Origin of the sequence: Flavihumibacter cheonanensis, from assembly GCF_022352215.1 — a bacterium.
GTDB classification, from domain to species: domain Bacteria; phylum Bacteroidota; class Bacteroidia; order Chitinophagales; family Chitinophagaceae; genus Flavihumibacter; species Flavihumibacter cheonanensis.
This window is the reverse complement of record NZ_JAKRWF010000004.1, coordinates 91831-107083: the sequence shown is the minus strand read 5'-3', so window position 1 is coordinate 107083 and position 15253 is coordinate 91831. Positions and strand designations below refer to the sequence as shown.

The following is a 15253-nucleotide window of genomic DNA, read 5'->3' as shown; positions in this document are numbered from 1 at the left end:
TCTTACTGCGAAAGTACAGGTTTTGCTTTAGGGTAATTTGCGGAAAATAGTAAGGCGAAGGATCCATTCCAGTGCCAGGAATAAAAGTGCGGCTATTGCAAGAGGAAGAAAGCGATCCGTATACTGCCGAAGTGAGCTGACTTCAATGGTTGATTTCTCCAGTTCATCAATTTCTTTATAAACATCTTTCAGTCCCTCATTATCTGATACCCGGAAGTATTTCCCGCCTGTTTCATTGGCAATCTGGGTCAGGAGTTTTTCATCAATATTCACTTTTTCTCTTTGCATCACCACCCTGCCTGCTCCATCCTGAACAGGAATAGGTGCATACCCTTCTGATCCCACACCAATGGTGTACACTTTAATCCCCAGGTTTTTAGCGATTTCCTTGGCAGTTACCGGTGGAATTTGTCCGCCATTGTTTTCACCATCAGTCAATAGGATGACTACTTTAGACTTGGATGTACTGAGTCGCAGCCGGTCGGCACTGGTAGCCAGGCCTGATCCGATGGCTGTACCATCTTCCAGCAATCCGCTTTGTATGCCATCAATCTGGGCTTTCAACACATTCTTATCAGTGGTGAGCGGTACCAGTGTAAAACTCTCGCCGGAAAAAATCACCACTCCTACTCTATCTGTTTTCCGACTGTCAACAAAATCAATTGCAACTGCCTTTGCAGCTTCCAGTCGGTTGGGACTGAAATCCTGTGCCAGCATGGAGCCACTGACATCCAGTGTGAGAATAATATCCACTCCTTCGCCTTTCACGCGCTCCTCATCAAAATGTGATTGAGGTCTTGCTATGGCAAGGATGATACATGCCAGGGATAATAATCGCAATATAAAAGGCAGGTGCTGAAAACGAACTTTCAGAGATTTGGTACGGTGGTTCCATCCGGTGGTGGAGACCAGTAGGGTGCCTTTTTTACGCCGGCCGGTTTTCCAATACCACCAGGCAAATGCCGGTATCAGCAGGAGTAACCAAAGCAGCCAGGGCCAGGCAAAATCAATGCTATGGAAATAATCGGCTATCAAGATCCCGGATTTTTATAATGAATTTCATCAATGATGGGCAAGGTTTTTCGGATTACTTCATATGCCTCCTCCTGCTCAGCAGCAGATGGATTGTATTTTGCAAACTTAACAGCATCGCTTAAACGAAGCGTTTGAGCCAGTTGTAATACCTGATCCCGTGAAAGATCCGATTGCACTTTCTGAATGAAACTTTCATTTCCGGCATTCGGAGCAGTAACAAGATTGCGATTTTTAAAATAGGTACGCAGGATCTCATTCAGCCGGGTAAAATACGTTTTTACGTTGGCTGAAGAGCTGGCAGCTCTCAGGTCTTCCAGTTCTTTCATCGCCTGCTCCAGCGCAGAAAGCCGGGGACCTGCAGGTATTGGTGTTGCTTCGGCTTTCTTCTTTCTGCTCAGGAGCCAAACCAACAAAGCAATAGCAATCAGGGTTGCTGCAACCAGGATATAGTTAATATACAGTGAATCCGTTTCAGGTACTTCAACAATATCTTTCAGATCATGGTAGGGTTGATTGGGATCAGCCGGACTGTAATCCACCATAATGGAAATTGAATCTGTCAGGTATCGGTTATTGCCAACCGTTAGTCCGAGCTGGGGAATCACCCACTGACCGGAATCAAAAGAAGTGATCGAAAGTATTTGTTTGAACAGTATGGTGCGTGCATTATTCTGCGTATCAATCTTATTCTTTGTGATAAAGGTGAAATGAGGAAGGGTGTCCAGGTTAAACCAGCCCATTGGAGTACCCTGCGGAATCTCGATATCCAGGCGAAGCTGGATGGGTTCGCCAATTAGTATTTTATTGCGGTCAACTGATGCCTGTACGCGAACATCCTGGGCCTGCACGGAAAACAATCCGGCAACTGTTGACAACATCCATATAATCGTGATTTTTTTCAGCATGGTATCAGGCGCGTCCAATAAAGAATTTCTGTAACACTTTAACGTAGTCTTCTTTGGTAGAGATATGCAGGAGGTCACACCCTGCTTTATTGAATACCTGTTTGGTCCATTCCGTGTGCTGGAAAAAAGCATCATGATGTGATTTGCGTACCAGGAAATCAGAGGTATCGATGGTTGTGATGGCGCCCGTTTCTGCATCTTCCACATCCAGTAAGCCAACATCCGGAAGGTTCATATCCATGGGATCATAAACCTTGATGCCTACCACATCGTGTTTTTTTCCTGCAACCCGCAAAGCATCTGCAAAATCAGGATCAAGGAAATCACTCAACAGAAATACGATGCATTTCTGACGGGTGGTATTGTTTAGAAACTTCAATGCCTGCGTGAGATTGGTACCTTTCTTTTTTCCTTCAAGGGTAAGTAGTTCACGCACGATAAACAAACCATGGTCGCGCCCTTTTTTGGGAGGAACATAGAGTTCAATTCCTTCGCTGAAGAGAATTGCTCCAACTTTATCATTGTTGCTAATCGCGGAAAAAGATAATACAGCCCCGATTTCAGTAACCAGGTCTTTTTTGCGGGCGTGCACGGTGCCAAATAAGGAGCTGGCACTAACATCTACCAGTAAGATCACGGTGAGTTCGCGCTCCTCTTCAAACAGTTTGCTGAAGGTGGCATTAAAACGAGCTGATACGTTCCAATCAATAAACCGGATATCATCGCCTGCATGATACTCACGTACTTCCTTAAACGACATACCCCTGCCCTTAAAAGCAGAATGATATTCCCCGGTAAACAAATGCCGGGTCAAGCGCTTGCTTTTAATTTCAAGCCCTTTAACTTTTTTGAGTATGTCGGATGTAGTTAGCATGTAGTTTCCTTTGTTTCCCTCTTCCTTTCCGCCCTTTTCCATTCCTCCCTAATTTTACCGGTCGGGAACATGTTTATCGTATACCAGTGATTCAGTACCCGACCGGAAAAATTACTACGGCACCTGTACCGCTCCCAAAATATCCTCTATCACCTGTTCCACATTTACATTCTCCGCCTCCGCTTCATAGGTGAGTCCAACCCGATGCCGGAGCACATCTTTGGCAATCGCCTTCACATCTTCCGGAATCACGAATGCCCGTTTAGAAAGATAAGCATGTGCTTTTGCAGCAAGTGCCAGGTTGATACTCGCACGGGGAGAGCCACCATATGAAATCAGCGGTTCCAGTTTTGCCAGGCCATATTCAGCGGGGCGGCGGGTTGCAAATACGATATCGATTATATATTGTTCAATTTTTTCATCCATATAGATCTGGCGTGTCAGATCTCTTGCCTCCACCAGTTCACTCATGCTAACTACCTGTTGAATAACGGGCGGTCTCATGCCCTGCACCTGCTGGCGGATAATAAGTTGTTCCTCCTGGCGACTTGGATAACCCACCACCACTTTCATAATGAAACGGTCGACCTGTGCTTCCGGTAACGGATAAGTACCTTCCTGTTCCAATGGGTTTTGGGTAGCCAGTACCAGGAAGGGTTCATCCAGTTTATAGGTTTGATCACCAATGGTTACCTGTCTTTCCTGCATGGCTTCTAACAGTGCACTCTGCACTTTAGCCGGGGCCCGGTTGATCTCATCTGCCAGAACGAAGTTGGCAAAGATGGGGCCCTTCCGAACTACGAATTCATTTTTCTGCTGGTGGTAAATCATCGTTCCGATAACATCCGCAGGCAACAGATCCGGGGTAAACTGGATCCGGCTGAATTTTGCATGTACCGCCTGCGCCAGCGATTTGATGGTCAGGGTTTTCGCGAGCCCGGGCACCCCTTCCAGTAATACATGTCCATTACTCAGGAGCCCTATTAATAACCTGTCCAGCATATATTGCTGTCCTACGATTATCTGTCTCACCTCATCCCTTAACCGGTCGATAAAGGCCGCCTGATGGTTAATTTTATCATTTAACTGCCTGATGTCATCCGATGTTGGCAACATATAGTAAATTTAAGTATGCAAAATACAACCTCAAGTTTAGCAATTCCTACGCCAATATCTGAAAATCAAGCAGTAGGAAGAATATTTTTTTGCGAAAGCAATAAAAGGCCTAAAAAAAAGTTATTAATAGCAAAATCCAACCTTATGATAAAAAGCAGGTTCCCCAACATGCTTTTATTAGGCTCTGTTCTGCTTGTCACACTCTTCTCCTGCCAGAAGAGCAATGATGATGACGGACCAAAATCAAAATCAGCCCTTCTTACAGCCAGTTTATGGAAGATTGCTTCTGTAGGCGCGGACCTTGATAAGAATAATACGGTGGATTTACCTTATCCCCTGGAAAACTGTGAAAAAGACAATACACTGGAATTCAAAACAGATGGCACCGGCATCTCCAGGGAAGGAGCTACCAAGTGTGATCCTGCTGACCCTGATTCAGAAAATTTCACCTGGTCGTTAAAGAATAATGAAACCATTCTGAATATTGCTATTCCAGGTTCCTTTTTCTCTGGTGATGCTACCATCATTACCTTAAATGAAACCACCATGGAAGCCTACCTGGATATTACAGATCCGGATACCGGTACCGAGGTAAGAATTATTTTCAAACTCATCCATTAATAAGAACTACTGTTCCATATTTTTTTATCTGCTGATTTCATAAACAAGCCCCCGTATTTCCATATGGGGGCTATATTTTTCAATCTTTTTAACTCAGGTATTTTCCTACGATCGGCATCCTTCTGCCTACTCCAAACGCTTTCGCACTCACCCTGATTATCGGACAAAACTGATTGCGTTTGTATTCATTGGTATTCACCAGTTTTAATACGCGCTGAACCAGACTATCGTCGATGCCCATGCGAATAATATCATCCGGACTTTTTCTTCGTTCTATATATTGATACAATACTTTATCCAGCACTTCATACTCAGGCAGACTGTCGCTATCCTTTTGTCCCGGGCGCAATTCTGCAGAAGGCGGCTTCATCAGGATATTATTCGGTATGATTTCCTTCTCCCGGTTGATGAATCTTGCCAGCGCAAATACCTGCATCTTATACACATCACCCAACACACTTAGTCCACCAGCCATATCTCCATAGAGGGTGCCATAGCCGGTAGCCAGTTCGCTTTTATTGGAAGTATTCAGCAAGATATATCCAAACTTATTGGAGATCGCCATAACCAGGTTCCCTCTTGTTCTGCTTTGAATATTTTCTTCGGCTATACCAAAGGGTAAGTCGCCAAATACCGGTGCAAGCGATTCCAGAAAAGCATCAAAGACCGGCTTGATTGGAATGATATCGTACGGGTTTCCTAAGTTCTGACTCAATGCAACCGCATCGTTTACAGAATGATCTGTTGAGAATTGGGATGGCATCAAAATAGCCCTAACGTTCTCCTTACCCAGTGCCTCGCAGGCAAGTGCCAGGGTAACTGCACTGTCAATGCCGCCACTGCTCCCAAGAATCGCTTTTTTAAATCCCATCTTGCTGAAGTAATCGCGAATGCCCAGAATCAGTGCATCATGTATTTGACGGATATTATTTTCAGCAGTCAGGTAATCGATGATTTTTTCCGGATCCTCAATTTTCGAAACCCGCATATCCTTATCGAGTAACCGAATCACATCATCAGGAGTTTTCTGCTGCTTATTCATTTCCTCCAGATCCACTACCACCAGGTCCTCTTCAAAGTATTTCCCTTCTTTCACCAATTCACCAGATGCTGCATATACCAGGCTTCCGCCATCAAAAACGATCTCGGTTTGTGAACCCACACAGTTCACATAAAACATAGGCAATTGATACCTGCGGATATTCGCTTTCACCACTTCCTTACGATCATCATCATGATCGTAATCAAAGGGCGATGCTGATATATTGATCATCAGATCAGGCTGCTGCCCGATCAACTGATCCATCGGACAAACACGGTAGAGTGGATTCTCACTAAGCGCCCACATATCTTCGCAAATGGTCAGTGCAATTTTCTTTCCTTTAAACTCAAGCACATTCCATTCAAAGGCGGGTTCAAAATAGCGGTATTCATCAAATACGTCATAAGTTGGCAAACAGGTTTTATATGCCACTCCCTGCACTTTTCCCTCGTACAATAACCAGGCAGCATTAAAGAGATCTTTTCCTTCTTTGGCCGGATTACGTGCCGGGCTTCCAATAATCACTCCAATATCAACACTCTCTTTCGCGATGGTTTCCACAGCAGCATAACACTGGTTGATAAAATCATCAAACTCAAGAAAATCACGGGGTGGATAACCGCATACGCATAATTCAGAAAACACAACCAGGTCTGCCCCCTGATTGCGAGCTTCCCCGATGGCCTCCAGTATCTTTTTGGTATTCGAACTAAAATTGCCAATATGGTAGTTTTGCTGTGCCAGTGCTATCTTCATCGGATTCAATATTTTTGCCACTTGGTAGATCGTACGAATGTACGTCATACAACAAAACCCATACGCAAACGTTTTTTGCCCATGAAATTCAGCAAACTGTTCCTGCCAGGAATGATCTTCCTGGCAGCCTGTTCCAATAATGAGAATCGCCCAGATATCAGTGGTATCAAGGTAAATACACCAATCGAGCGATTCGACCTGGATTATTTTGCACTGGATTCCAACCGGCTGCAGGAGGGGATGAAAACCCTGGTTTCAAAATATCCTTATTTCATCAATGATTTTACGGCCAATATTTTGGGAGCCGGACCGGTATCAGATTCCAACCAGGTATTACCCATTATCAACCGGCAATTCTTTACTACCTATTACCCGGTTGCGGAGATTATTAAAACGGATCTGAAAGAGCTTGATAATACAGAAAAAGAATTGAACAATGGGTTTCGCTATCTGACCTATTATTTTTCGGATTATAAAATGCCCAGGCTGATTGCCTACCTGGGTCCCTTTGATGCACCAGGTGTTGCACTTACTGATAGTGCTATCGCCATTGGTCTGCAATTGTATGCAGGAAAGGATTTCCCTTTTTATACATCACAACAGGGACAGGAACTGTTCCCCTCCTATATTTCCAGGCGGTTTGAAAAAGAATACATTCCCGTGAATGTGATGAAAGCAGTGCTGCTGGATCTCTATCCCGACCGTTCAACCGGTTTTCCATTACTCGAAAAGATGATTGAGCAGGGCAAGTACTGGTGGTTAACCAAACAGGTTCTTCCGGATGCAGCAGACAGCCTGGTTACAGGTTTTACAAAATCCCAGCTGGAGTTCTGCGAAAAAAATGAGGGCCTGATCTGGAATATGTTTTTACAAAGTGAATTTCTCTATAGCACAGATCCCTCTATTCAGAAATTATACATAGGTGAAGGGCCGGGTACCCAGGGATTACCACCAGCCGCCCCTGGAAACATCGGGCAATGGATTGGCATGCGCATTGTACAAGCGTACGCTGACCAGCAGGACAAATCCATTCAGCCCCGCAAACTGATGCAACTATCACCCAGGGAAATCTTAGATGGATCCAAGTACAAGCCACGTTAAGATACCGCTCAGGGTTTTTCTCCCAGCGCTTTCATCATCCTGAAATGGGAAATCATAGAAGCAGTCATGGTTGGATACGTGTGATAAGGTAATCCATGTTCCTGGCAGGTTTCCTGAACTATTTTACTAAGTGCGGGATAATGAACATGGCTGATCCGTGGAAAGAGGTGGTGCTCCACCTGGTAATTCAATCCTCCAACAAACCAGTTTACAAAAAGATTATCCGGTGCAAAATTGGCAGTGGTGCGAACCTGGTGTTCGGCCCAGGCATTTTCTATTTGAGTTACTTCCCCATGAGCAGCTTCGAATTCGGTATGCTCCACCACATGTGCTAGTTGAAAAACCAGGGCAAGAGTCAATCCCATAACCAGGTGCATGGCGGTAAACCCAAGGGCCCAAGGACCCCAACCCACCAGGTAAACCGGAATGGCAACATAAAAAATCAGGTATAATACTTTACTTAACCAGAAAATCACATGATCCTGCAGACTCATTTTCTGCAAAGGAGTAGTATACACTTTTTGTTTCAGGTATTTGTTGAAGTCCATGATGAATACCCATGCGAAAGATGAAATCGCATAAACAAGCACCACGTAAATATGCTGGTAACGATGTGCTGGCACCCATTTCTGGCTCCTGCACTGGCGCATCAATGGACTCTTGGCAATATCATCATCCATACCATCCACATTGGTATAAGTATGGTGCAGGATATTGTGTTTGAATTTCCAGATAAATGCGTTTCCTCCCAGGGCGTTGAGGCTGAGTCCCAATAGTTCGTTTACCCATTTGCGTTGGGAATAACTACCGTGACAGGCATCGTGCATTACATTAAAACCGATACTGGCTAATATGGCCCCAAGTAAACCTGCCATCAGGACTTGTACGCCCCCCGGAATATTTACAGTCAGTAACAAGACATAAATCAACAAAGCCGCCGGAATCAGAATGGCTGTTTTGAGATAGAGTTCCAGGTTTCCTGTTTTCTTAATCTGCTTCTCGGAGAAATACTGATCAACTTTAGTTTTCAGAGATTGGGCAAACGAATTTTGTTTGTTGTTAAAACTTACTTTGGGCATATAGGGCTACTGTTCCACTTTTTTGAAAGTGCGTAATATAAACTTTTCTTGTATGCGTTTGTGTTAATGTTTAAGCTTACTGCGAATCATTTCCCGGATTTCCTGCTGGTCGGTTATCGTGGAAAAAGCATCCTTGGGAATGAGGAAGAAGGATCGGCTATCGAAATAGAGGTGAAAAAAATAAGGTGTTTCCACAAATTTGCTAAACCTGGACCAGGGCCATACCTGCCTTCCCCTTTCGGTTTCCAGTATTACTTCATCCTCCTGGAACTGCATCAGGAAATCATCCCGGAATGTCTGTGATTTTTTATATACACTATTGGGTAACAATCGCCAAATGACCAGCATCAGAATCATCCAGATGGTGGAGAAGAACACAAAAGACAGTGGATTCACCTTTTTAAAGTACAGGAGCACGGCGGCAGCAATGGTAAAAACATTCACCAGGATAACCAGCATCCTGATTTCAGGCCTGGTGAAAAAATGATAGCGGAGTGCCTGGATAACCTGCTTTCGGTCGTAAGTAAAGGATATCTGCATGAATTATCTGGCTTTGAGGTCTTTTTCATTAATGCTCCAATTACCAAGGTCCTCTCCTTTTAGGCCCAGGAACTGAACTGTCAGCAGCCGGCTACCACGTGCACCCGTAACCGAAATTTTTCCATAATTCTGTTTTTGATCGAGCCCATACACCCGGTAGGGGTTATCTTTTTCTGCGGCGCCAAATACATGTGTTCCGGAGGTCAGGGGCGATACGGTTATATCATACAATGGATAATTGTTGATCCGGTTGACTTTAATGATTTCTGAGTGATGACGATCACCTGTTAGGAAAAGAATGCCACTGATTTTCTGCTCCTCAATAAAGCCGGTTAATTCATTGTATTCTGCCGGGAAATCGAGCAGTTTATCAAAAGGAGAAACAGGATTCAACACCTGGCTGCCAACTACAATAATTTTAAAGCTTGCCTGGCTGGCCACAAGGGCATTTTTCAACCAATCGAGCTGCTCTTTACCCAACATCTGTTTATCCGGATTCGGTTGTCCGTTTATGGTAGAAGGCATATCGTCTTCTGTTCTCCAGGAACGGTCATCCAGCAAAAAGAAATCCACATCATTATAGGATAGTTTGGTATAAATTCCTTCCCGTCCATTGCCATAAGAAGGATTTGCCCAATAGTTTTTAAAAACTTCCCGCGTGGTAGGTTTCAGGTGATAACTTTTACCAAGATCATTCGGACCATAGTCATGATCATCCCAGATCGCATAATGCGGCATTGCTTTTAAAAAAGGTTGAAGAACTGGCATACTGCGGTCTCGGCTGGCGCGATACCACAATCCCCACTCGGAGGTATAATCAACTTCCCTGGTATACCAGTTATCACCCAGCCACAACATAAAGGCAGTTTTTTCCCTGGCCATCGTTTCAAAAATGGAAGAGTCAAGGCCATATGGTTTACCGGGGCGGTCAAATTCCGGCTCATTGAAATAGGTACAACTTCCCGTCAGGAAACTGAAATCAGGTGCCGGCTTCCGCCATTGCCATAATTCACGGGTAGTAAACTCACCGGAGTAAGTACTTTCCTTTCCATTGATAATAATTCTGTATTCGTAAGAAGTGCCGGGTTCCAGGCCGCCGATTTCTGTTTGAACCGGATTAAAATCCACCAACCCGCCAACAGTCCCAATATTCAGGACTTTATTTTTTGCCTGGCTACTGTTTCCTTTTTTCCAGTACCGGATGGCCAGCGTTTTTACCTCAGGTGCCGGTTCCATCCAAATTTTTGCAGTACGATAATCGTTCTGTCCCAGCATAGGTCCGGATAACAATCCGCCTTTCGATTGTGCATTCACAAGAACAGTCAATAGCATCGTCACCACCAAAACAAAGCCTTTCATATTTATTGTTTGAAACTGCAAAGTAGTAAAAGCCCCATAACAAAATACCCCCCATTCAGGAGAAAGAGGGGTATTTTGTCAATTCATTTAACCAATCAGGCTTATCGGATAGCCCTGCAGTGCTTGTACCGACCGCTTGCCGCTTCCGCGGGTGAAACAGCCTTGCAAGATGCGAGGAATACCACTATAGCCAGAACAGCCAGGAGTTTTTGCATAGTCTCGGATTTCGTGAATAAATATCATTTTCCAAACGCCAATTTTATGCCAATAGTATGTAACCCATCTTCCCGTTTTCTAAGAGTATAATTGAAAATCAATCTTTTAGAAAATCTGCAACATAAATTTTTCGACGAGCGAACCAAAAAAGAAAAGCCCCGGGTAGAAACCAGGGGCTTTGTTTCTATTAGAAACCGTCCATGTAATTCATTTGGTACTAGCTACATCCGAGGCTGTTGCCACAGTTCAGACATTTATAGCAGGTGCCGCTGCGGATGGTCAGATGGCCACAGACATTACAAGCCGGAGCATCGCTCTGCATGGACTTATTTGCCTGGTTTAACGCATCATAACCACTTGCTGCACTTGCCTTTATAGCAGTTGGTTTGGCTGATTTAGTAGCTTCCGGCTGCTTGGTACCGGCCACAACCCGTACATCACTTAATTCAGGTGTTTTTTTTTCAAACTCCCTTGCTGGTACCTCATCCCACTCATCTTCCCCGGTATTCATCACTTCCGGTTTGTCCAGTACATGCACCAGATCGGTCCGGTCCAGGTATTCATAAGCCAGTGAACGGAAGATAAAGTCCACAATGGAAGTAGTGCTCTTGATATTCGGATGATCTACCATACCAGCTGGCTCGAAGCGAGTGAATACAAATTTCTCCACGAACTCTTCCAGGGGAACACCATACTGTAAACCGATGGATACTGAAATTGCAAAACAGTTCAGCATGCTGCGCATGGTAGCTCCTTCCTTGGCCATATCGATGAAGATCTCACCCAGTGTACCATCACCATATTCACCGGTTCTTACAAAGAGTGCCTGACCATTGATCTTCGCTTTCTGCGTATAACCCCGACGTTTAGCCGGCAGTGTACGCCGTTCAACAATTCTTGCAAGTTGACGCTTCAATTTGGTATCAGGAGATGCCTGTACCCGCTTCTGTACTTCTTCCAACAGGTCCTCTACAGTAAGTTTGCCAAGATCAATGATGTTGGAACTGTTTGCAGTTTCCTCTTTCACTTCTGCTTCCTTCTCCTCTTCTCCTTTCTTCTTCTTATCGCTCTTATTGCTCAACGGCTGGCTGAGTTTGGATCCATCACGGTAAAGTGCATTCGCTTTCAATCCAAGTTTCCAACTCAACATGTAACAATCAGCAATCTCTTCCACTTTTGCTTCGTTCGGCAGGTTGATGGTTTTGGAAATAGCGCCACTGATAAAAGGTTGAACTGCCGCCATCATCCGGATATGTCCATGTGCATGGATATAACGCTCACCTTTCTTACCACATTTGTTGGCACAATCAAATACTGCCAGGTGCTCCTGCTTCAGATAAGGTGCACCTTCAACAGTCATGGTACCGCATACATAATCATTTGCTGCATCAATCTGCTCTTCGGTAAACCCGAGTGCTTCCAGCAGGTTGAAATTCCAGTCGTTGTATTGATCTGCAGTAAATCCTAAACGCTCCAGGCAGGCTTCACCGAGGCTGTATTTGTTGAAAACAAACCCAATTTCAAAGGCAGCCTTCACTGCATCATCCAGCTTCTTGATTTCTTCCGCGATAAATCCTTTTTCACTCAGTGTCTGGTGATTGATAAACGGAGCTCCGGAGAAGCTGGCTGCACCCACTGCATATTTAATGATGGCATCAATTTCTTTCTCTGTATAACCAAGATTTTTCAGTGCAGATGGTACAGACTGGTTGATGATCTTGAAATAACCACCACCACTCAGTTTTTTAAATTTCACCAGGGCAAAATCAGGCTCCACACCTGTGGTATCACAATCCATCACCAGACCAATGGTACCGGTTGGTGCAATCACGGTTGTTTGTGCGTTGCGATAACCATATTTCTCACCCAGTTGAACTGCTTCATCCCAGGCTTTGGTAGCAGCTTTCAGGAGGTAATCCGGGCAGTATTTCGCCTGGATACCCTGAGGCTTGATGCTCAATCCTTCATATGCTTCAGAAGCATCATATGCAGCAGCGCGGTGATTGCGCATTACCCGCAGCATATGCTCCTTGTTCTCATTGTATTTGGCGAATGGTCCAAGAATCTGGGCCAACTCCGCAGATGTTTTATACGCTACCCCTGTCATAATAGCAGAGATCGCTCCTGCGATTCCACGGGCTTCTTCACTGTCGTATGGAATACCACTTACCATCAGCATGGTACCGAGATTTGCGAAACCAAGTCCCAGTGTGCGGTAATCAAAGCTCAACTGTGCCACTTCTTTAGAAGGGAATTGTGCCATTAGTACAGAAATCTCCAGTACTACAGTCCAAAGGCGACAGCTGTATGCATATCCTTCCACATCGAACATATTGTTGTCCTTGTTGAAGAATTTCATCAGGTTGGCGGATGCCAGGTTACAAGCTGTATTGTCGAGGAACATGTACTCAGAGCAGGGGTTGGAAGCACGGATAGGACCTCCTTCCGGACAAGTATGCCACTCATTGATAGTAGTGTCATATTGTGTACCGGGATCCGCACAACGCCATGCCGCATAGGAGATTTTATTCCAAAGTTCGCGGGCAGACACTTTTTTCATCACCCGTCCATCACTGCGGGCTTTCAATTCCCAGTCTTCGTTGTTCTCCAGTTTTTCAAAGAAGCTGTTGGGGATACGAACAGAGTTGTTGGAGTTTTGTCCGCTTACGGTACGATAGGCTTCTCCCTCATAATCACTTGCATACCCGGCTGCTATAAGTGCAGCTACTTTTTTCTCTTCTTCTACTTTCCAGTCAACGAACTGTACAATTTCCGGGTGATCCAGGTCCAGGCAAACCATTTTAGCCGCCCGGCGGGTTGTACCACCACTTTTAATTGCACCTGCAGCACGGTCACCAATTTTCAGGAAGCTCATCAGGCCGGATGAGGTACCGCCACCACTGAGTTTCTCCCCTTCACCACGAACATTCGAGAAGTTGGTTCCTACACCGGAACCATATTTGAAGATCCGGGCTTCCCGAACCCAGAGATCCATGATACCACCTTCATTCACCAGGTCATCTTCAACACTTAAGATAAAGCAGGCATGTGGCTGGGGACGCTCATACGCGGAGGTAGATTTCTTTAGCTGACCATCCAGCTGGTCTACATAATAGTGTCCCTGGGGTTTACCAGCAATGCCATAACACTCATACAAGCCGGTATTGAACCACTGTGGACTGTTAGGAACACAGGCCTGGTCGAGGATGGAGTATACCAGTTCCTCGTAAAAAACCTGCGCATCTTTTTCAGATGCAAAATAACCATAGCGTTCACCCCAAACGCGCCAGCAATGCGCCATACGGTGAGCTACCTGCTTGGACGAAGTTTCGCGACCCAGGCTGCCATCCGGCTGGGGTACACCCGCCTTGCGGAAATACTTCTGCGCCAGGATATCGGTAGCAATCTGACTCCAGCCTTTCGGAACCTCCACGTTGTTCATTTCAAACACTACCTCACCGCTGGGGTTGCGGATAATGGAAGTCCGGTAGTCGTATTCAAACTGATCGAATACAGACACATCATCGCGTGTAAAGCGACGGGGGAACTCAAGCCCCTTTACGGCTGTTTTTTTGCTGGCCATACAATATTTTATTAGATTTTGTGTTATGTAATCTTTAAATCTCCGTGAGGAGATCGTGAATAACGAAAATAGCAGCCTCCAACCTAAATTCCGACCCGGAAATATCCACCTATGTGGATAAAGGATGGGGATTATTTCATTATCCTTATTCCTGCTGGATTTGCGTCAAAATCCACCAATTCAGGAAAAAATTATTTGGTGGTTCCCTACAAAATCCTTTGCTATCTTGCCTGCTCTTTACAAAGTTAAGGTTCTATGGTGCGTACTTACACTCTGATTCTCCTGCTTTTGGTCTCTTCCTTGCTGGTAAAGGCCCAAACTATCCATACCACCTGGCTGGCAGCTTTTACCACCACCAAAATCAATAAAAAATTCAGTATCCATTTTGATGCACAGTGGCGTTCAGGTGATCAGTACTCCACCATGTCTACCCTACTATTGCGTCCCGGACTGAATTACCACCTAAACGACCGCCTGGTACTGACTGCAGGGTATGGGTATATTACAAACCGAAGGAGTTTTATAGTACCCGGACCAGCAGATGAGCCTGTTAACGTAACTGGCTACTTACCGGAACATCGGCTTTGGCAGCAGGCCCTCTATACACATCCCATCATTGGAAAAAACACCATTACCCACCGGCTTCGTCTTGAACAACGCTTTTTAATGCAGCCTTCCATTGAAAACTACAACCTGTCGGCTGACGGTAATACCTATGCGAACAGGTTCCGGTATTTTTTCCGGACTGTCATTCCAGTCAAACAGGAATTTCCATTTAAGAAAGGCTTGTTTGCAGGATTGCAAAATGAAGTGATGTTCAATTTTGGGGATAAAACACCTGTAAATGGAAAAATCTTTGACCAGAACCGTTTGTTACTAAGCGCCGGATACCGCATCCAGCCTAAGATTGATGTGGAATTGGGCTACCTGAATCAACATGTAAAGGGGCGGGCAGATGCCTTTGTGAATAACCATGTAATTCAGCTTGCTGCATACACCCGTTTCTAAGCACAATTGGGCATACCA

Annotated in this window: 12 protein-coding genes; 3 read left to right on the top strand and 9 right to left on the bottom strand. The window is 45.0% G+C overall.

From position 1 onward, the window contains the following. Window positions 1-27: 27 nt before the first annotated feature. From MD536_RS16885 to MD536_RS16870, 4 genes are all read right to left on the bottom strand, one after another. Window positions 28-1035: a vWA domain-containing protein gene (locus tag MD536_RS16885; protein ID WP_239602281.1), complete on the bottom strand. Its 1008-nt coding sequence runs from the start codon at window positions 1033-1035 to the stop codon at window positions 28-30. Continuing rightward, window positions 1032-1940: a BatD family protein gene (locus tag MD536_RS16880; RefSeq protein WP_239602279.1), complete on the bottom strand. Its 909-nt coding sequence runs from the start codon at window positions 1938-1940 to the stop codon at window positions 1032-1034. The genes MD536_RS16885 and MD536_RS16880 overlap by 4 nt, the downstream gene beginning before the upstream one ends. A gap of 4 nt (window positions 1941-1944) precedes the next feature. Next, the gene (locus MD536_RS16875) at window positions 1945-2856 is read right to left on the bottom strand and encodes a DUF58 domain-containing protein (protein ID WP_239602278.1); all 912 of its coding nucleotides are present in this window, start codon (window positions 2854-2856) and stop codon (window positions 1945-1947) included. Between the two features lie 72 nt (window positions 2857-2928). Further along, window positions 2929-3930: an AAA family ATPase gene (locus tag MD536_RS16870; protein WP_239602276.1), complete on the bottom strand. Its 1002-nt coding sequence runs from the start codon at window positions 3928-3930 to the stop codon at window positions 2929-2931. Window positions 3931-4074: 144 nt separating this feature from the next. Here MD536_RS16870 and MD536_RS16865 point away from each other — a divergent pair, with 144 nt between their 5' ends. Further along, window positions 4075-4551, top strand: a complete 477-nt coding sequence (locus MD536_RS16865) for a lipocalin-like domain-containing protein (RefSeq protein WP_239602274.1) — start codon at window positions 4075-4077, stop codon at window positions 4549-4551. 88 nt (window positions 4552-4639) lie between these two features. On the opposite strand, the gene MD536_RS16860 is transcribed toward MD536_RS16865, so the two are convergent. Beyond that, window positions 4640-6349, bottom strand: a complete 1710-nt coding sequence (locus tag MD536_RS16860; protein ID WP_239602272.1) for an NAD+ synthase — start codon at window positions 6347-6349, stop codon at window positions 4640-4642. An 81-nt stretch (window positions 6350-6430) separates the two neighbouring features. Here MD536_RS16860 and gldB point away from each other — a divergent pair, with 81 nt between their 5' ends. Beyond that, complete coding sequence (gldB, locus tag MD536_RS16855; protein ID WP_239602270.1) at window positions 6431-7450, top strand: gliding motility lipoprotein GldB; 1020 nt, start codon at window positions 6431-6433, stop codon at window positions 7448-7450. Between the two features lie 8 nt (window positions 7451-7458). Here the strand turns inward: gldB and MD536_RS16850 are convergent, their stop codons facing one another. The 4 genes from MD536_RS16850 to MD536_RS16835 all read right to left on the bottom strand — a co-directional run bounded on the left by MD536_RS16850 (window position 7459) and on the right by MD536_RS16835 (window position 14227). Further along, window positions 7459-8529, bottom strand: a complete 1071-nt coding sequence (locus MD536_RS16850; protein WP_239602268.1) for a fatty acid desaturase family protein — start codon at window positions 8527-8529, stop codon at window positions 7459-7461. 63 nt (window positions 8530-8592) lie between these two features. After that, window positions 8593-9069: a YcxB family protein gene (locus MD536_RS16845; protein WP_239602266.1), complete on the bottom strand. Its 477-nt coding sequence runs from the start codon at window positions 9067-9069 to the stop codon at window positions 8593-8595. A 3-nt stretch (window positions 9070-9072) separates the two neighbouring features. Beyond that, entirely contained in the window at window positions 9073-10428 is a 1356-nt protein-coding gene (locus tag MD536_RS16840; RefSeq protein WP_239602264.1) for an alkaline phosphatase D family protein, read from the bottom strand. Between the two features lie 433 nt (window positions 10429-10861). Then, window positions 10862-14227 (bottom strand): vitamin B12-dependent ribonucleotide reductase, encoded by a 3366-nt coding sequence (locus MD536_RS16835; protein WP_239602262.1) that lies wholly within the window; start codon window positions 14225-14227, stop codon window positions 10862-10864. A gap of 255 nt (window positions 14228-14482) precedes the next feature. Here MD536_RS16835 and MD536_RS16830 point away from each other — a divergent pair, with 255 nt between their 5' ends. Then, a complete protein-coding gene (locus MD536_RS16830) occupies window positions 14483-15235 on the top strand; it encodes a DUF2490 domain-containing protein (RefSeq protein WP_239602260.1) in 753 nt (250 codons plus the stop codon). Window positions 15236-15253: the final 18 nt, after the last annotated feature.

Coding starts and splice junctions, on each gene's coding strand:
- MD536_RS16880 (WP_239602279.1), bottom strand. CDS start 1,940: ATGCTGAAAAAAATCACGATTATATGGATGTTGTCAACAGTTGCCGGA.
- MD536_RS16875 (WP_239602278.1), bottom strand. CDS start 2,856: ATGGAAAAGGGCGGAAAGGAAGAGGGAAACAAAGGAAACTACATGCTA.
- MD536_RS16870 (WP_239602276.1), bottom strand. CDS start 3,930: ATGTTGCCAACATCGGATGACATCAGGCAGTTAAATGATAAAATTAAC.
- MD536_RS16865 (WP_239602274.1), top strand. CDS start 4,075: ATGATAAAAAGCAGGTTCCCCAACATGCTTTTATTAGGCTCTGTTCTG.
- MD536_RS16860 (WP_239602272.1), bottom strand. CDS start 6,349: ATGAAGATAGCACTGGCACAGCAAAACTACCATATTGGCAATTTTAGT.
- gldB (WP_239602270.1), top strand. CDS start 6,431: ATGAAATTCAGCAAACTGTTCCTGCCAGGAATGATCTTCCTGGCAGCC.
- MD536_RS16850 (WP_239602268.1), bottom strand. CDS start 8,529: ATGCCCAAAGTAAGTTTTAACAACAAACAAAATTCGTTTGCCCAATCT.
- MD536_RS16845 (WP_239602266.1), bottom strand. CDS start 9,069: ATGCAGATATCCTTTACTTACGACCGAAAGCAGGTTATCCAGGCACTC.
- MD536_RS16840 (WP_239602264.1), bottom strand. CDS start 10,428: ATGAAAGGCTTTGTTTTGGTGGTGACGATGCTATTGACTGTTCTTGTG.
- MD536_RS16835 (WP_239602262.1), bottom strand. CDS start 14,227: ATGGCCAGCAAAAAAACAGCCGTAAAGGGGCTTGAGTTCCCCCGTCGC.
- MD536_RS16830 (WP_239602260.1), top strand. CDS start 14,483: ATGGTGCGTACTTACACTCTGATTCTCCTGCTTTTGGTCTCTTCCTTG.